We start from the raw sequence: 17,609 nt of genomic DNA, 5'->3' as shown, positions 1-17,609 counted from the left end.
GTCCGGTGTTCAGCCGCGGAGGGGGGCACCGGCACGTCCGGGCCGCCGTGCCGGTCCTCCGAGCAGGCGCGGCGCCGGCTACCACAGCGCCGCCCGCCCCCGACCTCAGGACACCGTGAACCCTCAGGACACCGCGAAAGCCCCCGCCTTCCCCTGGATCGGCCTGCTCACGCTCGCCGGCGCTGTCTTCGTCTCCGTGACGAGCGAGTTCCTCCCGACCGGGCTCATCCCCGACATGTCGCGCGACCTCGGCGTGAGCATCTCGCTCACCGGCCAGCTCGTCACGATCTTCGCCGCGACCGTCGTCGTCGCGACGACTCCGCTGACCCTGGTGACCCAGCGCTTCTCGCGCAAGAGCCTCCTCCTCGTCGCGCTGTGCACCATCGCGGTCGCCAACGTCCTCGCCGCGCTCGCCCCCACCTTCGGGCTGCTCATCGGCGCGCGCATCCTCGGCGGGCTCGCCCACGGCCTCTTCTGGGCGATCGTCGCCGCCTACTCCGCGCACCTCGTCGCTCCGGAGCAGCTCGGCCGCGCGACCGCGATCACGGCGGGCGGCGGATCCGCGGCCTTCGTCCTCGGCGTCCCCCTGGGCACGGCGCTCGGGCATGCGTTCGGCTGGCGGCCCACCTTCGCGATCCTCGGCGGCGTCGTGCTCGTGCTCGCGCTGATCGTGGTGAAGTTCCTGCCCGCGGTCGACCACCACATCCCGCTGCGGACCGGCGAGATCCGCCTGCCGGCGCGGAAGGACCGGACGCTCCCCCGCATCATCGGCGTCTGCGTCGTCATCCTGCTGGTGCTGATCGGCCAGAACACCCTCTCGACCTACATCACGCCCTGGCTCGAGAACGCCTCCTTCGCCCCCGACACGGTGCCGCTCGTGCTCTTCGCGTTCGGCGGCGCAGGGGCGGTCGGACTCGTCCTGGCCGGCTTCGCGACCGACCGGTTCCCCCGCTCGGGCTTCGTGGTCGCCGCGATCGCGGTCGTGCTGGCGCTCGCGGGCCTGGCCGTCGCCGCGGGCACCGGCGCCGCCACGGCCGTGGTCGTCGCCGCCGTGGTCTGGAACATCGCGTTCGGCGGCATCCCGGCGATGCTGCAGACCCGGATGCTGCGCACCTCCTCCTTCCAGCTGCGGAGCCTCGCCGCGGCGCTCCAGACGACGGCGTTCAACATCGGCATCGGCGGCGGCGCGGTCGTCGGCGGACTGGCGATCGACGCGAGCGGGCTCGACGTGCTGCCGTGGGTCGCGATCGTCATCGTCGTAGTGGGGCTCGTCGTCAGCCTGATCGTCGACGCCCGGGCGACGGCGGCGGTGCGGGCGGAGGCGGTCCCTACCCGCTGATCGTGTTGATGACGGAGGAAGAACGCGTTCCGGCGCATGCCGATCCGCGTGTTCACGGTCGAGCTGGAACGTTCTTCCTCCGTTGTGAAGACGGCGGCCTTCGGCCTCGTGAACGCAGCGGCGTTCCTCCGGCGCGAACACCGGGATGTCGTCCGCACGGCCGACGCGGCGGCGCGGGGAGCAGGGGATACGGTCGAGGGATGAGAGACGGAACCCGATGAGCCCGAGCACCCTCGAGCCGCCGCTGACCCTCCCCTACTACGGGGCTCCGCCGATGGCGGCGCTCCGCCGCTTCTTCGGCAACTACCTCCGCTTCCGCGGGAGGGCGAGCCGGGCCGAGTACTGGTGGATCATCCTCCTCGGCAGCGTCCTCACGGGGCTGCTGCAGCTGGCCGACGGCGGTCCGTGGCGCCTCGACTTCACGCTGACCCCGTACCCGAGCGGCGCGCCGTTCCAGACCTTCTGGGTGTCGCTCGCCGCGAGCGCGATCGCCCTGGCGACGTTCCTCCCGTCGCTCTCGCTGATCTGGCGACGACTGCACGACGTGAACCGCAGCGGGCTCTGGATCCTCGCGATCCTCGTGCCGATCGCCGGCTACGTGTTCCTGCTGATCCTGTTCGTGCTGCCGCCGCGGCCGGAGGGCGCGCGGTTCGACTGACCGGCGGACGCGTCGGCGGTGGAGTGCCGGACCCGGCCGACGAGTCGGCAGTGCGGCTCGCCTGCCGCCCGCAGGACGACGCCCGTTCTCGCATCGACCGCAGGAACCGTGATGCGCCCGAGCCCCAGGGTCGTGTAACCGGCTTCCTTCTCACCGGTGACCCTGGACGTGCCGATCGCGAGACAGATCACTGACCAAGCGAGAGCGGCGAAGAACAGCACCAGCTGCACGAAAAGGGGCAGACGCGATCCCGGAGGAAGGACCGCGAACCCGACGAAGAGCCAGATACAGGCGATCGCCTGGGCGAGAGTTCCCCACTCGGTGCTGAGAACACGTGTAAGCGCAGACCAGCCGGGCAGCACTTCCACCCTCTCCGGCACCAGCGCAGGTACCCTCTCCGCCCCCGACATCATGCGCCCTCCGTCGGCGGCGCCAGGGCGACAGCGCCAGCGGCGCGCGCATCAGCCCGCTGCACCGCCCGATAGACCGTCGACCGCGCGACCTCGAACTCCGCCGCGAACTCGGCAACAGTGCAGTTCCCGGCACGATGCTCTGCGACCAGATGCGCCTCGATCTTCGGCGACAGCTTCGGCTGACGGCCAGGCAGACGCCCCTTGGCCTTCGCGACCTTCATCCCCTCACGAGTGCGGGCACGAATCAGATCCCCCTCGAACTCCGCGACCATCGCGAGCACGTTGAACAGCAGCCGGCCGATCGGATCCTCCGGATCGTGGACCAATCCCCCGATGCTGAGCTTCACCCCGCGGCGGGTCAGCTCATCAACGATGTCGCGAGGGTCTGTGATGGACCGCGCGAGCCGGTCGAGCTTCGTCACGAGCAGAGTCGATCCGGCGTTGCACGCAGCCAGCGCCTCTCGTAGCGCGGGACGCTCGCGGTTCCGGCCGGTCAGACCCAAGTCGGCGTAGATCCGATCGGATGGGACGCCGGCCGCCTGGAGCGCGTCCCGCTAAGCGGTCGCATACTGCTTGTCGGTTGAGACGCGGGCGTATCCCACGAGCGACCGTGCGCTCAGTGTGTCAGTTGACGCCCCACCATCGGGCATCTCATCGGGCGGGTCTATTGCGACAAACAGCGCCGCGAGATTCCGGTCTCATGCGCGGCCATCCTGGGCGGCCGGATGACGACCCCTCATCGGACGCCGGACGCATCGACGCACTAGCCCTCCGAGGCTCGCGCCGCACTACCGTCGAATGCGCCCGCCCAAGGCACCCCTAATCCAGTAAGGGGGTGTCCTGCCCGCAGCACGGTGAGGGTGGCAGCCCGTTCGAGCCGGGCCGGGTCAGAGGAGCCTCGCGCTGCGGGCGCGAGGCTCCCGCTCGACGCGGAGAGCGATTCCCTATCGGTACGCATGTCCAAATCCTCGCGCATCGAACAGGGGCCGGAGAGGCTCCTCGACGCCGGAGCGGCTGTCCTCATCTACTCCGGAGGTGTCCGTTAGGGGGACTTGGGTTCAGCCGGTCGTTGCAATACCACCGTGAGTCGGAGTGTTGGCGATGGGATCGAAGTTGAAGCAGCGTGCCCGGGGTGGCGCGGTTCTGGGAGCTGCCGAGGGAAGGGTCGAGTCGGTCGGCGGCCCGTGATGCTGTCGGCGTGCCGGTGAAGAGCCGCTCAACGGAGCAATCAGCTGCTTTCCGTCCGTCGCCTCGCAGGGGGTGTCTGCTCGGATCTTATGCTTGATTCGTCACATTGTTTAGTGGTTCAGTATCGCGTCGACGTTTTCGGTCGTTCCGTATCCCACCATTCGATGAGGTTGGCGTGCAAGATTAGCGCGAAGGCTTCGACTGCAAGGTCGCCTCCGGTGGTCAGGGAATCGATTGCGGCAGGGTCCCACTGGTCGAGATTCACTACCTCGTCAGTGGAGGTGGGTGTAGCTCGAATGGTTGTGTCAACGCTCCATCCGTTTGAGCTGTGGGTTGCGGTAGCCGCGATGACGTCGTACGGGGTGGAGTAGTGGCGGCGCATCCACCCCACGACGTCGGCGAGGTCGCGGGTGTCGGTCAATCGTTCTCGATCGGGGTGTAGACGGGGCATCCGGTCCCGTAGGGCGGTTGGATGATGGGTGCGGCGGTGGTGCTGGTGGTAGATCGGGTGTTTATGGTGCTGTCGATTTTGTAGGCGTTGACGATGCCGATGGGGTTAGCGAGGGGATCGGAGCCGTTGTAGGCGTTATATCCGAAGAGAACGAAGTAGACGGGTGTGCAGTTCGCGTCGTAGAGCGTCTTAGAGCCTGAGCTCCCGGGTGCGTAGAGGCCGTAGCTGAGTGTCTGCTAAATATCGAAGTTGGTGTCCGCGTCAAAGTGGCCGCGAGCGATGATGTGATTCAGTCCGAACCGGGAATTTCCGCAACGCAGCGGCAAGTCCCCCTGGTCGTTGCTGTAGCTGCCGAGCGAGTGGTCGTACGTCTGTCCGTCGCAGGAATGAGTGTTCAGTCCTGGTACGTCAGCCTGAGCGGCAGGTGCGACAACCGTACCCAGGACGAGCGCAACGAACACCGTGGCGATTTTGCCAGCGGACCGATTTCGTGAGGTGTGCATGACTATTACGACCTTCATCCAAGTCCCCGCGCTCACCCCTTGTGAGCGGTCGTCGTGCACGTCTAGGTCTACTCCGCATAGCTCGGCAATACAACCCTGGGTGTTGCCGACACCCGGGCTTGGCAGCGGGACACGCATGCCCTTCGAAGATCATCAGTGGGACAGTGTTCGTGGCAGCGAGCTGCAAGTTGGCGTCTGCGGGAGGGCCGTTCCCCGCACCAGCCCGGCGCGCGGGATGCGCCGCGCGCGGGCGCGGGCGGCAGCGTTCCGCAGGACAGCCGCTCGCGGCCATCACTGCTACTGCAGCGACCAGCGCCAGTTCCGAGCGCAGTAGGAACATCCCGCGCTGATGTCCTCCGGCCCGAACGTCGGAGTAATGATCGACGGTGCGAGCTTCACCGCCACAGGCTTCGCGGGACGATACCGCTGCCCGCAGACGTCTAGGCGCCCGGCCAACCATCCCCTAACGGACACCACCCGGAGCAAGGCAGCGTGAATGAGCGACGACTCCTTGGCACGACCACGGACACAGGCTTGGATGAGCACATGCAGACGCTCATCCCCCTGTCAGGCCGCGAGCTGTGGACCACGACTCATGGCGCCGGCACCGATGAAGACACGACGATCGCGATCGATCGCGGACTGCACGTCGCGCGCTGCTCGGTCCGCACCATGGTGCGCCCCGGGACTCGCGTCGGACCCCGCGGTCACGTACACGGGATGGTGACCGACCCCGTGACGATCGCCTCCCTCGCCGCCGACTGTCTCCTCCTCGGCACGCTCCCCACAGACTCCCGAAAGCGCGATGGGGTCACCGTGATCGAGGAAGTCGAAGCTCGTTCGCTCGCTCTCGCCCAAGACCGAGACGGATGGACCGTCTCGATACTCCCTGTCGACGGGATCGACTACGCCCTCTTCTCGCGCACCATCCCGGAGGGCACGATCGCACACGCCGACCTCGGATGGGCCGTCATCGCCATGTGGAGCACCGGCAGCGTCTACGACGGACCTCTACAGCGAGCGGACATCAATCCGGAGGATCACCTGCCCGACCGGTAACCCATCGTTCAGCGGGACGGTCGGCGGACTAGCATTTCGAGCATGGGGCGACGTCAGCACACCAAGGCTCTGGTCCGGTTGGCGTGCGCAGCTACGCTCATGGGCGTCGCGCTGTGGGTGACCTGGGCAACGTCGTCCTACTGGCAGGCATGCACAGGCGCTAGATGGAATAAAATGAACCCGTCCTGCGCTGACGCCATGTCGTCCTACGACCTCATGCCCCTTCTGTACCTCTGGGGCGCCCTCGCTCTCGTCGTTGTAGCCCTGGTGGTCGCACGCCTCGTTCCCTGGGTTCCCGCAGGGGTAGCGACGGTTGCAGCAGTTGTTCTCGCCTGCCCTGTGGCAGACCCCGGGTTCTTCTGGGTCGAATGGGGCAGCGCCGACGGCACTCCCGGACACGGCCTCTGGACGGCGTGCTGGATTGCAGCTGCCGGTCTCGCCCTCGTCTACCCATCACGCACCTGGAACCCTGGGGCTCGCCCAAACACACCGGTTGAAGCAGCTGCTACACGGTCCTTCGCTAGCTAATTGTTCGGCCCGGCCCGCTGCGCACTCCGGGCTGAACACTGCGGCTGGACCCAGCTCGGCAAGAACCTGTAGGTCTGCGCGAGCTGACAGCAAGGGCACTCTCTCACTGAACCGCCGAACCCGGCGGAGAGACGACCCACTGAACGATCCCCATACGGTATGCGCGCGGAACGGCCTAAGCCGCTCACCTCGTGCCATAACCTCGTGCCATGCGCACCCTTGAGCGGCTACTGCTCGCGGCGCTCATCACTGCTGCCTGCGCTCTTGTGGCGACGATCACCCTCCTGGGGTTGGCGTCCCTCGACTCCCCTCGGGACACGACTCCGCCATACGACCCCACCCCCTCGGTCCATCCGACCGCTCGTCCGATACCTCAGAAGATCGATGGCTGACCGGTCAATGATCTCTATACGGAACGTGCCGTGGTCTGCTCAACCGACGATCACGGCGGTACGCAGAGCCAGAACCCAGCTGGTGACGGCGCCGACGACCCCCAAGGCGAGCAGCAGCGACCTCCATCGAGCGTGGGAGCGCGTGCTGACGCGCATCGCTACGACCAGGAGAACGAGGGTCGCGAGGGCGACAGAGCACAGAGCCGGCCACGCGACGTGGAACCCCGTGCACTGAGGAGGAAGGGACTCGTTGCACGCAAACGTGAATCCGTCGAGGAAGACGCCCGCGACGAGGGCGAGGAGAGTGATTACGCCCGCGATCACGGCGGAAGCATTGAGCGACAGTGTCTGCACACCATCACTCTCGGACCAGCGAGTGAACGGCAGGAGCGCACTGGTCCATCCGGGTCGGATCTGTCCCGGAGACCGATCCCCATACGGAACGGATGCAGCGCCCGTTCCTTGGTCCGTGTCACGCCGGCGGTGCACCGCGCTTCGCGCGCGTGGTTACGGGATGAACTCTTGGGACCAGTAATCGGCCCGCACCTTCAGGAGAGGTCCCTCGATGGCGGAACTGACCGTGATGGTGCGCGGGTCCCAGAGCGTTCCTGCGATGCGCGCTTGCGGCGTCGTTCCGAGCTCGCTCGACAGCTGCTCGGGAGTCATCGCGTCGGGCGGGCGCACCGAGAACAGCCGCCAGCATCCACCGGAGGCGCACTCGACGGTCTCGCTGACGAGCTCGCTTCCGGCCGGAAAGTCGATGGCCGAGGCCGCCGGCACGTCCCCCTCGGTCCGGAAGACGGCCAGACCGGCGTAGTACACGAAAGCGCAGAGGACGGCTGCAGCCGCGATCGTCGCTCCCGCGACGACGAGCGGGTGTCCGCGCTTTCGGGGCTCATCCATAAGTCCGGACCCTAGCAAGGCGCTGTAGCCCCTAGCTGGCCTCAGCGGAGGGAACCGCGACCACTCCATCCAGTCGCCCCAACCGCACGACCAAGGGAAGAGCGAGGACGTCGCTTACCCTGAGCCAGTGGGACATTCTCGAAGGCGCGAAAAACGGTCGCGATCGCAGCATGCCTGATCGTCGTCACGGGATGCACGCCACAGCCTGAACCGCCGGCTCCGCCTCCGGTGTCCACAGACAGCAGCTCCGACGCCGCACTGACCGGTGACCTTGGCGTGGCAACGTTCACGGGGAGCGATGGGACGGCCGGCAGCATCCGTTTGAGTGCGGCTGATGGCCGGCTGGCTCTGGCATCAGACGAGCTCGACATTCCCGCCGCGACCGCATCTTCCTCAGGTTCCGTTGCGGTCATGGCAGCGCTGGACCCGATCGATGAGGGCGCCACCTGTTTCGACATTGCTTTCCCAATGGGTCTCGCGGATGCGGAGCCAGGGAAGCCCTACAAGGCCTGGCGGAACCTCGCAGAGTTCCACGGCGACCCGACAGCGATCGATCAGCTCGTCATCACCACCAAGCCCCAGAACGACCCCGACTGCTCGATGAGGATCATTGCTGTCGCTGACGTCCAATGGAGCGTGAAGCCTCAACGCAGTGATCTCGTCGCCCAGGACGCCGGGCCGCGTGCAGCAGCGCGTGGCGAAACGACATCGACGGACGGAATGCCGACGTCGTACACGGTCGCTCGCAACGACCTCGCAGAGGACGTCGCGGCACGATTCGACATGACGGCCGATGACCTGTTCTACCTCAACCCGTTCCGCTTCCCTTCCGACGAAATTCTGCGCGTCGGCGAAGAATTGAACCTCACCGTCGCGGCGCGATGACCTCCACGCGGGCCACTCGATACCGGGCCTGACGTTCCGGCTCTTGATCAATCTGGTGGAGCGCGGTGCATGATGTCCCGATGAACGTTGGAGAGCCCCCGCGACCGAGTGCAGCGACGCCCATCGTTCTCGCCTTGGTTTTCGGTGGGCTTGCAGCCGCCGTGGGAGCCGTAGCCTCCATCTACATGTGGGACCCGAGCGAGACGTGCAGGACCCGCGGCGGAGGCAGCCTGACGGGAGAGGGGTTCCTCTGGAACCCGCTGTGCTCGGATGGGTCAACCGTTCAGCCGATATGGATGACGTTGACGACTGCTGCGGCGTTGATCGTGGCTGTGACATGCGTCGTCATCGCGGCCACCCGCCATGCTGAACGTGACGGACGCGAAACTGCGTCGCCCGACGTTCTGCACGACTACTCGCGCCAGACCCTGCCGGAAGACAACGGTCTCCGCAAGCTGGGCGACGAATGGTGACAGACGGTGACTCTCAGGGGTTCTATCGTCTCGCCGTAGCAATGCGGCGTGCATCGGTCTACTGATCGGCGTTCGGGTGACCGCTCAACGATCCCCATACGGAACGCTCCATCGACTCTCCCGTGGGTGCGAGACTCGGAAGAAGACCCATCGTTACAGTGCCAGCGCTCCTCTCCTTCGCAGCGCGGTACGTTGTGCTGACGAGGCACAGGGGGATGCGGTGGAATCGACAACGCGCCTGAGGTGGGTGACCGGAGCCGCAGTGATGGCGCTCACGACGACGCTCATGGCCGGGTGTTCCGGCCCCGACACCGAGGCCTACTCCGATTTCAAGCGGGCACAAGACGAGCGAGACGCTCTTCCCGACGTCGGCACTGTAGGAGACGGCTACGACCCCGCCTCGATCCGTTACGTCGGCTCAGCCGACGGATTGGACGTCTGGATCGGGTCGCAGATCACGACCGGAGGCCGGTGCGTGATCGTGGACGGAGAAGGCGACAACGAAGACGGAAGCGGCTGCGGGGATGAGTTGTCGCTGAACGGAGCATGGGTCGTTCAGATACACACCGATGGCGCCGGTCCGGACGACGCTGATGGCCTCGACTGGACGAGCCTCGGTGAGAACGTCTCTATCCGCCGGTACTAACCACCCCGTTCCTCACGTCGACCGCGCGGACGAGCATGTGAGAACGACCCCTACCGGCCGTCCGGTCGACCATCCCTTAACGGGACGCTGATCAGTCAACCTTTCAACGATCTGATGACGTTCGCGGTTGTCAGTTCTCGAGGTCCTCTGCACAGATCTTCAAGGTCGTCTGCACAACTACCGGAGCCGTCTTTCGGAGCGTACGCCGACGTCGGCCAGCTGCGTCTAGGTGGTCTTCCGCCCGAGGACGCGGAGGCCGTCTGGTCGCACCTCACCCGTGGGCGAGACGTGGCGGTAGAGCGTCTGGCGGGAGATGCCGAGTTCTTTGCACAGGGCGCCGATGTTCGTTTCCGGCTTGCCCATCGATGCCATCGCGAGTCGCACCTTGGCGGGCGTCATGGTGAACGGGCGCCCGCCGACCCGGCCGCGTGCTCGAGCGGACGCGAGGCCCGCCATCGTTCGTTCGGAGATGAGCTCCCTCTCGAACTCGGCGTCGTACGGTGGGCGCATGCACGCGCGACCTGACTTTGGCCGTGAAAGCCGACTTCGCTGGCGGGGTTCGCTCGCTCTTGCAGCCGTTGTGACCTCGCTCTGCGGTTGTGCCGCTGACGTTCCCGGCCCGTCACCAACCTCGCCGATGGTCGCGGCAGCGCGGCAAGACACGCGTCCGCTGTTTGACGAGGCGATGGCGGTGGAGGCCGTGCCGGGCGTGCGAGAGGTGGCACGGGCGACGGAGGACTGGTGCTTTGGCGAGGGAGGATCCGATCAGATCGGCGAGTCAGGGTCGGTGATCACGACGGTCTGCAGATTCGGCGGTGGAATCGTCTATGCGGTGGATGGCACCGATCAGCTCGCAGCGGCCGAAGCCGTCGACAGATTCCTCGCGACCAACGGAATACACGGCGCAGGAGGAAGAGTCGTTGATTCCCTGGTCGGCGTCGACTTACTGCAGAGCGGTGACATCTCCGGTGGTGGTGGTCGTGGTCTTCCCGGTGGAGGAGCCAACGAGACGGCTACCGTCCGGTGGACTCTCGTCGCCGCATCGAGACTTCAGGTCCATGACCTCCCGCTCCCTCAGGGCTTCAACCGCCAGTCCTACGAAGGGTCGATCACCGAGTCGACTCCCGCGGACGTCCGCGCAATGGATGCGTCCTTCGCCCTGACCGTCGCTTTCGGCTGGCGGTACTTCGCGGGCACCGGCAATGGATCAGTTTCCTCATCCTGACGGTAGTGGTGGTGCGCTCCGATCCGCGCTCTTTGAGCTTTCTACCTAGAACAAGTTTGTGCTAGCTTCCTCGCACAAGGCGAAGTCGTCGCCGCTGGTGTCCGCTGTGGAGGTCGCATGTCCCTGTTCATTCCTCGAGAGGTGTATCAACTCCTCTCGGCCGTCGCCGCTCCGGCGACCATCGGGCTCATCTGCTTCGTGCTGTCGTGGGCGTACCCGCGCCGGATTATCTCGCTGCCCGCCAGCGGACGTCGCGCGTCGACGCTGACGTGGGCGGGTGTAGCCGGCGCGCTCCTCGTGATCGTGGTGGCGGTCGTCGTCCACGTGAGCACGCCGGCGGATACCACCGGATTCGAGGGATGGTGGCGGCGGCCCGCTCCCCTGCTCGTCGCAGCACTCGTCGTGACGGTGGCCATGCTCCTGGTGCGCCGCGAGCCTCTTCCTGCGCCTGGCGAGACAGCGGTCGCTCCTCAGCGTCGTTGGCACGAGTTCGCTTCTCGTCCGTTGCTGTGGATCGGAGCGGTCACCACCGCGCTGCTCGCACTCACCTCGATCTGGCAGACAGTGATCGCCACCACCGCACCAGAAGACGCCTTCTTCCTCGGCAACGTGCCCGAGCACACGACCCTGCCGATCTACATGCCCTTCAACGCGAACTACGGCTACATCGCCGGCGTCGGCTGGCCGAATTACCTCGCCACCCTGATCACCCTCGCCCTCGCCGTGGCCGCACTCGTCCTCGCGCTCCGCACGGACGCCAACCGGCCGCTGCGCGCTCGATCGACCGCGACCAGCGTCCGCCCAGAACGTGAACTCACCGCCCGCCTCTTCACCCTGCTTCTGCTCGGCGGGCTGATCACAACGCTCGGCGCCGTCTGGATGCACGCAGGAGACATCGGAACGATCATCGTCGGAGTCGACGGACAGAGCACCGCAAGCGGAAACCTCGTCTACGTCGGCAGCGCCTACCGTGCCTTCGCGCAGCCCCTCCTCTACGCCGGATTCCTCGGCCAGGGCATCGGGGTCGCACTCCTACTCCGGGTCGCGACCGACACCCTCCGCTCCGCCGCCGCACTGCGGCGCGCACGCATGCCGCTCATCGAGACGCTCCCCTTTGACGGAGTGGCGCGGTGACCACACTGACGATCAAGACCGCGGAGGAAATCACCGAACGCTTCCGTGGAGCTATCCAGGCTGGACAGCTCGGTGACGGCGAACGCCTTCCGACCGTCCGCCAGACAGCCCGAGACTTCGGAGTCGCCCAAGCCACCGCCGCCAAGGCCTACAAGACCCTCGAACAAGACGGCCTCGTCGTCACCCGCACCGCAGCCGGCACCCGCGTCGCGCCAGGAGCATCACGCGCACCCCAACTCGTCGTAGAACACGCACGCGCCCTCGCGGACTCCGCAACTTCCGCCAACGTCTCCCTAGACGACGCGGTCGCCATACTTCGCGCAATCTGGGCCTGAAGCATGAAGCAACCGCGTAACGCTCGCGTCGGGAGCGCAGACAACCTCGAACAGGTCGCACGAGATCGAAGCGTTGAGAGATACACATCAGAGGCGAAGGGCGGCACCCTGACGACCCTGGCGACCTCATGCCAGGATCGGGCCATGGGGATCAGCAGAACCGGAATCACGTTCACCATTGCGGCCATAGCCTGCGTACTCGTACTGTCCGGCTGCACCGGGAACGAGAGCCCCGGCGACGGATCATCGACCAACGCTGTCGAATCATCAGGCGTCGATTCGGCTGGAGCGCCGGGGCCGGCCGCGTCTGATGACTCTCAGCTCAGTGCTTTCGAGCAGCAGCTCCCCCTAAGGGGCGACTTCGTTAGTCAGCAGACCGAGACGACAGGATCGGTCCTGATCGAGCGCCGCGCGGACGGGTCAACCTGGGCAGTCCTCACCGGGTTCTCGACCGGAGAAGCCTCCAGTCTGAGGCTGCACCTCAAGGAGGGTGCGCTCGAGCAGGAAAGCTCGGGCGCATGGGTCGATACCGCGGGCTACTCGTTCGATATTGCCCCCCTGGATCCGGAACAGCCAAACCAGGAGATCGCGATACCCGGAGCCCACACCATGCCGGCCATCAAGACCCTTACCGCCATGAACTACGAAGGACCCGACTACCCGTCCTTCGGGTCCGTCGCCCTCGAGAGGTAGCCCATCAGACAGTGGCCACACGTGAACGCCCGCGATGCGCCAACGTTTGGATGAAGACTTCTTCTACGCGACAGGCTGACCCGCGCTCACGTCAGAAATGCAGACGACCCTGAGCGGCCAGATGCTCACGGTCGTCTGCACGAGTACCGCTGCGAAGCGGAGAGTTGTGCAAGGGAGCGTGAGGAACGACACTCGGTGTCGCGTCTGCGTGTACCGGTGAACGATCCCCATACGGGACCGTCGCTCGGTGGAGAGGGACCCCGCGCAACCGCTCGACCCACGCGCACGACTGCAGCGGAGCCACTGGTTGACTCATAGTGCGAGCGTTGGAGTATGGTTCAGATCATGGCCGGCGAGATGCGAGAGACGACGTTCTGGATCTTGACCACGTTGGCGACAGGTCGGCGCCACGGTTACGCGCTCCTCCAGGAGATCGAGGAGCAGTCCGAGGATCGCGTGCGCCTTCGAGTGACGACGCTCTACGCGGCACTTGAACGGCTCGATACGGAGGGTCTTATTTCTTCCGATGGAGACGAGCGGATCAACGGTCGAGTCCGTCGCTACTTCCGACTGACTGACGCCGGCCGTACTGCGCTCGGTGTCGAGGTCGATCGCATGGAAGCCAGCGCGCGCCGAGCGCGGGCGAACCTCGGACTCGTTCCCACCGCAGCGATCCGACCTGGCCACGCCCCCGATTGGAGAACGGCATGACGACGAACGATGACGCCTACCGAGCCGACCGCTTCCGACGCGCGTTGCGCTGGTACCCGCCCGTATGGAGGGCGGAGCACGGTGAGGTGCTGCTCGGCATCCTGTTGGACGAAGCCGACGACGCAGGCCGGTCCCGCCCCACGCTCGGACAGCGAGTCACTTTGATGGTCGGTGGGGTGCGTCACCACTTCCGTTCGCACGCTGGCCGATCGCCGGCCGCGATCATTCCGCTCGCTCTAGCCACGGCGTTCTTCATCTTCTACTTCACGATCAACTGGTCACCGGGGATCAACTATCCCGGCGCGATCGGACCGTTCACCAATCCCTCCGTCTTCGCGGGAGCCGCTTTCGTTGTCGCGCTCGGGCTCGCGATGGCCGGACGAACAGGTGCCGCCCGCGGCATGGCACTGGCGGCTTCTGCCGCGGAACTGATCATCGCTTTCGTGTCGGCGTCCGCAGGGTGGCTTGGTCCCGGCCTCTCGACAGCGGCGCCTATCGCAGCGCTCGGCCTGCTCACAGCGCTCCCCTGGCGCGGACGAGTCACCGCCGCGGTCTCGACGCTCGTACTCATCGGCCTGCCTGTCCTGCTGATCGGAATCGAGGCGCTCGGAGCAATGGTCTTCCCGATGTACCCAGCGCTGCCGGCTGGACTGCAACTCCCCATCGTGTGTGGCGTGTTGCTGGCGATCGGACTCGCCGCGAGCCGAGCAGCGCGACTCGAAAGGAAGCTGCCCGGCGCCCTAGACGCCTGACATGCTGAACGCGGGCTTCATCATTCGCAAACGGATCCGCAGCCGAGATCCCGGAGTGGAACAGAACATCAACTGGTCGAGCATCTGTAACAGCAGCCCGGCTGGCGACATGTCCCAGGTATGAGCCCATCACAGTCCGCCCGCGAGGCGAGCTTCTCCGAACTGTACGAACGCGAATACGTCAGCGTCGTCAGATTCCTGAGACGTCGCACTGACCCCGAGCGCGCCGCCGACCTCGCGCACGAGGCGTTCCTGATCGCCTGGCGCCGGCACGACACCGCGCCATCAGAGGACGAGGCCGCGCGGGCGTGGCTATTCACCATCGCCCGGAACTGTCTCCTCAACGACCTCCGCAGTCAGCAGCGCACCACCGCGCTCACGATCCGGGTCGCCGCCACCACCGACGCGGCCGCGCGGTCACCGGAGGACGCGATCGCGACCCGACTCGACCTCTACCAGGCGTGGCAGCAGCTCAAACCGCAGCACCAGGAAGCGATCGCGCTGACGGCCTGGGAAGGACTCGGCTCCCCCTCCGCGGCCGGAGTGCTCGGCATCACCGCCGTCGCCTTCCGACTCCGACTTCACCGAGCACGCACCGCACTTCGGGCACTGCTCGATCCCCCTTCGCACCAGCACCACGCCGACTCGCCCGCCTTGGAGGCATTATGACCACGCCCGAACTCCTCGCCACGAAAGACCTCGACCCGGCCGCCCACTACGAGCTCGACGGCCCGGCCCACGAAGCCGCCGCAGCGCGGCTCCAGATGATCCTCCACAGCGACCCGGTGGCCGCTCGAGAGCCCGCCGCTCGGCGCCCTCGGGGATGGCAGTTCATCCTTCCCGCAGGGCTCGCGGCCGCAGCACTGGGAGTCGCTCTCGCCGTCCTGCCGTCCGGTGTCGACTCCCGCGCGTACGCCTCGTGGACGTCGACCGCGGAGGTTGCCAGCACGTCCGACCTGACCGTCGCGGGCGCTGCGTGTGCGTCAGGTGACGCGGAGCAGCTCGGGCAGCCGGCAATCGGGGAACGGCGCGGCGATTGGGTGCTGCTCTCGTACACGACGCCCAGTCAGCGGGCGTGCCTCATCGAGATCCCGGCTGGGACGAGCGCTGCTGGGAGGTCGCTCATCAGTTCCACTGGAAGCGAGGGCGGCTTCACTCCGCTCGCTGACGAGTACACGCAGGGCGGCATCAGCCAGTTCGCCGGCGAGAACCTCCCGCCCGCCGCCTTCACCAGCGGCGACGTCGGCTCGGACGTGACCGGGCTCACCATCCGCACCGGCGACGGCACGAGCGTCATCGCCACGATCACAGACGGCCACTGGGCCGCGTGGTGGCCCGGAACCGGCCTCACCGAGGGAGGCGAGACGGGCCGCGGCGGACCGGAGCCGACCTTCGCCGTCACGCTCACCCTCCGCGACGGAAGCACCATCACCGACGCCAGAGAATCCTTCAACCAGCCCTAGCCGGCGCGTGAATCTCCGCGGCCGACGTTAAGAACGAGCCTCGGCCGGACACGTCGGTAGTGACGAGCAATCACCGAGGGGGAACGGGCATGGACGATCTGGACGATCTGGTGCGACGAGCTGCGCCGCCGGCGCTGGGCGAGGATCCGGCGGCCGCCGACGCCGCGCGCGGCATTGCCCGGGCAGTGGCCGAGAGGCGTCCGCCGCGACGTTCGTGGTTCCGCTCAGGAGTCGGAGCGACGGTTCTGGCGATCGGACTGGTCGGAGTCGGAACCACGGCCGCCGTCGCAGGGCCGTCGCTGCTGCAATGGGTCGGCTGGACTCCGGACGTCGCCGTGCAGCGCACGTTCGAGCTCACCGAGGGTGCCGACATCGGGACCTGCGCAGTCGTCGCCCGCATCCAACCGGAGTACGGCGGCGGGCTCTCCGACGAGGAGACCGACGAGCTGACCGAGAGGGCTCGCGAGTTCCTCGCGCAGCACGACTGGGATCCGGTCATTGCCCGTGTCACTCCGGAGGCCATCGAGGCGGCCCTGGCGTCGAATCAGGCGGGGATCGATGAGGCGAACGCTGCGGCGGAAGCCGCCGGCCGCCCGGCAGACATTCCTGACGCGACCCCTGGGGTGATCGCCAGCTCTCTCATGGGCGACGAGATCCGGGATGTGCTCGAGGAGGCCGGCTACTTCACGACCAGCACCTCCATCGAGATGGCGGGACAGTGCGACAGCGATTCCCCCGGGACTTCCGAGTGATCGCGCGACGACGCCGGTCCGACCAGGACGCGGCGCTCGAGAGCCTCCACGCCGCGAACGCAGCGGATCTGCTCAGCTACTTCGGCCGACGAGTCACCGTTCCCGCTGACGCCGCTGACCTTCTCAGTGAGACCTTCATCGTCGCTTGGCGACGCATCGAGCAGCTGCCCGCCGACCCCGAGCGAGCACGCATGTGGCTCTTCGGAGTCGCCCGCCGAGTCCACTCGAACGCTGCACGAGGAGCCATCCGACACGACGACCTCACGCAGAAACTCCGCCAGCACTTCGACGCCCACCGACCCGATCCCGTCGGCGCGGACACCCTCGACATCTGCACAGCCCTCGACGCCCTCCCGGAGAATCAATCCGAACTGATCCGGCTCATCCTCTGGGACGGCTTCACCCTCCCCGAAGCCGCGACAATCCTCGGGATCAGCGAATCGACAGCACGCGGCCGACACCAACGAGCCAAACTCCGACTTCAAGCCGTCCTCCGACCACGCGAACACCATCGAGGTCCCACCAATGACTGAGCAAGCAACGAACGTCGGTACCGGTTTGCGGGCGGCGACTCCAGCATCCGATGGATCTGTGAACGCGTTCATCGGCTGGACCGCTGCCGGCGTAGTCACGGTGGTCGCCGCCCTGGTTCTGATGTTCAGCAGCTTCATGGTGGCTCTGGGGGTCACGGACGCGGATCCATCCGAAGGGGCCATCGCGATCGGTGCCGGCGGAGTAGGCGTCGTCATCTGGATCGTCGTTGCCGCTGTCGGAGGGTACGTCGCTCCCCGGAGGCTCTCGCGTCGTCCTGTTCTCGTCGCGTGGCTTCCAGCTGTGGTGAGTGCCCTCTGGTGCGGGATCGCTATCGGCCTGTTTCCCGTCCTGCTCGAGAACGTCGTCTTGCCGATGTCGTTGACCCCCGTGCCGATGAGCCAGCCGCTCCTTTTCCAAGCGTTGATTCTCACGGCCGGCGCCATCCCGGCCGGAGCGGGGTTGCTGGTGATCAATCTCGTGTTGCGCGTCATCAGAGCGCGCCGCGGCCGAGTCGCGACGCACACGAGAGGTGATGCGCCTGACGTCGGGAGTCAGAGCTCCTCGTGATCCAC

Annotated in this window: 19 protein-coding genes and 2 pseudogenes; 18 read left to right on the top strand and 3 right to left on the bottom strand. The window is 66.6% G+C overall.

Translation table 11 applies throughout. From position 1 onward, the window contains the following. Positions 1-115: 115 nt before the first annotated feature. The 3 genes from C5C37_RS15465 to C5C37_RS15460 are packed head-to-tail and all read left to right on the top strand — an operon-like array spanning position 116 to position 1,997. Entirely contained in the window at positions 116-1,339 is a 1,224-nt protein-coding gene (locus C5C37_RS15465) for an MFS transporter (protein WP_104263159.1), read from the top strand. 36 nt (positions 1,340-1,375) lie between these two features. Then, entirely contained in the window at positions 1,376-1,543 is a 168-nt protein-coding gene (locus C5C37_RS17660; RefSeq protein ID WP_181127438.1) for a hypothetical protein, read from the top strand. 13 nt (positions 1,544-1,556) lie between these two features. Then, complete coding sequence (locus C5C37_RS15460; protein ID WP_181074926.1) at positions 1,557-1,997, top strand: DUF805 domain-containing protein; 441 nt, start codon at positions 1,557-1,559, stop codon at positions 1,995-1,997. Positions 1,998-2,406: 409 nt separating this feature from the next. Here C5C37_RS15460 and C5C37_RS15450 read toward each other — a convergent pair. Next, a pseudogene (locus C5C37_RS15450) lies at positions 2,407-3,060 on the bottom strand (recombinase family protein). A 2,038-nt stretch (positions 3,061-5,098) separates the two neighbouring features. On the opposite strand from C5C37_RS15450, the gene C5C37_RS15445 reads away from it, so the two are divergent. After that, positions 5,099-5,611 carry a hypothetical protein gene (locus tag C5C37_RS15445; protein ID WP_104339216.1) on the top strand — a complete coding sequence of 171 codons (513 nt, stop codon included), beginning with the start codon at positions 5,099-5,101 and terminating at the stop codon, positions 5,609-5,611. 1,427 nt (positions 5,612-7,038) lie between these two features. On the opposite strand, the gene C5C37_RS15435 is transcribed toward C5C37_RS15445, so the two are convergent. Next, entirely contained in the window at positions 7,039-7,434 is a 396-nt protein-coding gene (locus tag C5C37_RS15435) for a hypothetical protein (protein ID WP_104260795.1), read from the bottom strand. Positions 7,435-7,662: 228 nt separating this feature from the next. On the opposite strand from C5C37_RS15435, the gene C5C37_RS15430 reads away from it, so the two are divergent. The 3 genes from C5C37_RS15430 (at position 7,663) to C5C37_RS15420 (ending at position 9,438) form a co-directional block, all read left to right on the top strand. Next, positions 7,663-8,319 carry a LysM domain-containing protein gene (locus tag C5C37_RS15430; protein WP_104248365.1) on the top strand — a complete coding sequence of 219 codons (657 nt, stop codon included), beginning with the start codon at positions 7,663-7,665 and terminating at the stop codon, positions 8,317-8,319. A 296-nt stretch (positions 8,320-8,615) separates the two neighbouring features. After that, entirely contained in the window at positions 8,616-8,792 is a 177-nt protein-coding gene (locus tag C5C37_RS17655) for a hypothetical protein (protein ID WP_181127437.1), read from the top strand. 220 nt (positions 8,793-9,012) lie between these two features. Continuing rightward, complete coding sequence (locus C5C37_RS15420; protein ID WP_146076643.1) at positions 9,013-9,438, top strand: hypothetical protein; 426 nt, start codon at positions 9,013-9,015, stop codon at positions 9,436-9,438. A gap of 225 nt (positions 9,439-9,663) precedes the next feature. Here C5C37_RS15420 and C5C37_RS15415 read toward each other — a convergent pair. Then, positions 9,664-9,930: pseudogene (locus tag C5C37_RS15415) on the bottom strand (recombinase family protein); the annotation flags it as partial. Positions 9,931-10,075: 145 nt separating this feature from the next. Between C5C37_RS15415 and C5C37_RS17265 the strand changes: the two are divergent. The 11 genes from C5C37_RS17265 to C5C37_RS15360 all read left to right on the top strand — a co-directional run bounded on the left by C5C37_RS17265 (position 10,076) and on the right by C5C37_RS15360 (position 17,604). After that, positions 10,076-10,663, top strand: coding sequence for a hypothetical protein (locus C5C37_RS17265; RefSeq protein ID WP_146085253.1), 588 nt, complete (start codon positions 10,076-10,078; stop codon positions 10,661-10,663). Positions 10,664-10,780: 117 nt separating this feature from the next. Then, positions 10,781-11,797, top strand: coding sequence for a hypothetical protein (locus C5C37_RS17260; protein WP_146078878.1), 1,017 nt, complete (start codon positions 10,781-10,783; stop codon positions 11,795-11,797). Continuing rightward, positions 11,794-12,132 carry a GntR family transcriptional regulator gene (locus C5C37_RS15400; RefSeq protein ID WP_104258128.1) on the top strand — a complete coding sequence of 113 codons (339 nt, stop codon included), beginning with the start codon at positions 11,794-11,796 and terminating at the stop codon, positions 12,130-12,132. Before C5C37_RS17260 ends, C5C37_RS15400 begins: the two co-directional genes overlap by 4 nt. Positions 12,133-12,276: 144 nt before the next feature. Continuing rightward, positions 12,277-12,825 carry a hypothetical protein gene (locus C5C37_RS15395; RefSeq protein WP_104339213.1) on the top strand — a complete coding sequence of 183 codons (549 nt, stop codon included), beginning with the start codon at positions 12,277-12,279 and terminating at the stop codon, positions 12,823-12,825. Positions 12,826-13,158: 333 nt separating this feature from the next. Then, positions 13,159-13,536 carry a PadR family transcriptional regulator gene (locus C5C37_RS15390; RefSeq protein ID WP_219812216.1) on the top strand — a complete coding sequence of 126 codons (378 nt, stop codon included), beginning with the start codon at positions 13,159-13,161 and terminating at the stop codon, positions 13,534-13,536. Beyond that, positions 13,533-14,288, top strand: a complete 756-nt coding sequence (locus tag C5C37_RS15385) for a hypothetical protein (protein ID WP_104258130.1) — start codon at positions 13,533-13,535, stop codon at positions 14,286-14,288. Before C5C37_RS15390 ends, C5C37_RS15385 begins: the two co-directional genes overlap by 4 nt. Before the next feature lie 120 nt (positions 14,289-14,408). After that, a complete protein-coding gene (locus C5C37_RS15380; RefSeq protein ID WP_104258131.1) occupies positions 14,409-14,957 on the top strand; it encodes an RNA polymerase sigma factor in 549 nt (182 codons plus the stop codon). Then, positions 14,954-15,751: a hypothetical protein gene (locus C5C37_RS15375; protein ID WP_104258132.1), complete on the top strand. Its 798-nt coding sequence runs from the start codon at positions 14,954-14,956 to the stop codon at positions 15,749-15,751. Before C5C37_RS15380 ends, C5C37_RS15375 begins: the two co-directional genes overlap by 4 nt. 89 nt (positions 15,752-15,840) lie before the next feature. Then, positions 15,841-16,503 carry a hypothetical protein gene (locus C5C37_RS17255; RefSeq protein ID WP_146085252.1) on the top strand — a complete coding sequence of 221 codons (663 nt, stop codon included), beginning with the start codon at positions 15,841-15,843 and terminating at the stop codon, positions 16,501-16,503. Then, positions 16,470-17,036 carry an RNA polymerase sigma factor gene (locus C5C37_RS18075; RefSeq protein ID WP_104339211.1) on the top strand — a complete coding sequence of 189 codons (567 nt, stop codon included), beginning with the start codon at positions 16,470-16,472 and terminating at the stop codon, positions 17,034-17,036. Before C5C37_RS17255 ends, C5C37_RS18075 begins: the two co-directional genes overlap by 34 nt. Before the next feature lie 58 nt (positions 17,037-17,094). Beyond that, positions 17,095-17,604 carry a hypothetical protein gene (locus tag C5C37_RS15360; protein WP_104288742.1) on the top strand — a complete coding sequence of 170 codons (510 nt, stop codon included), beginning with the start codon at positions 17,095-17,097 and terminating at the stop codon, positions 17,602-17,604. Positions 17,605-17,609: the final 5 nt, after the last annotated feature.

Origin of the sequence: Rathayibacter sp. AY1F9 (assembly GCF_002932155.1) — a bacterium.
GTDB lineage: Bacteria > Actinomycetota > Actinomycetes > Actinomycetales > Microbacteriaceae > Rathayibacter.
Note: the sequence above shows the minus strand (reverse complement) of the source record. Positions and strands in the feature narration are given on the sequence as shown.

Coding starts and splice junctions, on each gene's coding strand:
- C5C37_RS15435 (WP_104260795.1), bottom strand. CDS start 7,434: ATGGATGAGCCCCGAAAGCGCGGACACCCGCTCGTCGTCGCGGGAGCG.
- C5C37_RS17655 (WP_181127437.1), top strand. CDS start 8,616: ATGACGTTGACGACTGCTGCGGCGTTGATCGTGGCTGTGACATGCGTC.
- C5C37_RS17260 (WP_146078878.1), top strand. CDS start 10,781: ATGTCCCTGTTCATTCCTCGAGAGGTGTATCAACTCCTCTCGGCCGTC.
- C5C37_RS15445 (WP_104339216.1), top strand. CDS start 5,099: ATGCAGACGCTCATCCCCCTGTCAGGCCGCGAGCTGTGGACCACGACT.
- C5C37_RS15460 (WP_181074926.1), top strand. CDS start 1,557: ATGAGCCCGAGCACCCTCGAGCCGCCGCTGACCCTCCCCTACTACGGG.
- C5C37_RS17660 (WP_181127438.1), top strand. CDS start 1,376: ATGCCGATCCGCGTGTTCACGGTCGAGCTGGAACGTTCTTCCTCCGTT.
- C5C37_RS15385 (WP_104258130.1), top strand. CDS start 13,533: ATGACGACGAACGATGACGCCTACCGAGCCGACCGCTTCCGACGCGCG.
- C5C37_RS17265 (WP_146085253.1), top strand. CDS start 10,076: ATGGTCGCGGCAGCGCGGCAAGACACGCGTCCGCTGTTTGACGAGGCG.
- C5C37_RS15390 (WP_219812216.1), top strand. CDS start 13,159: ATGGTTCAGATCATGGCCGGCGAGATGCGAGAGACGACGTTCTGGATC.
- C5C37_RS15380 (WP_104258131.1), top strand. CDS start 14,409: ATGAGCCCATCACAGTCCGCCCGCGAGGCGAGCTTCTCCGAACTGTAC.
- C5C37_RS15395 (WP_104339213.1), top strand. CDS start 12,277: ATGGGGATCAGCAGAACCGGAATCACGTTCACCATTGCGGCCATAGCC.
- C5C37_RS17255 (WP_146085252.1), top strand. CDS start 15,841: ATGGACGATCTGGACGATCTGGTGCGACGAGCTGCGCCGCCGGCGCTG.
- C5C37_RS15375 (WP_104258132.1), top strand. CDS start 14,954: ATGACCACGCCCGAACTCCTCGCCACGAAAGACCTCGACCCGGCCGCC.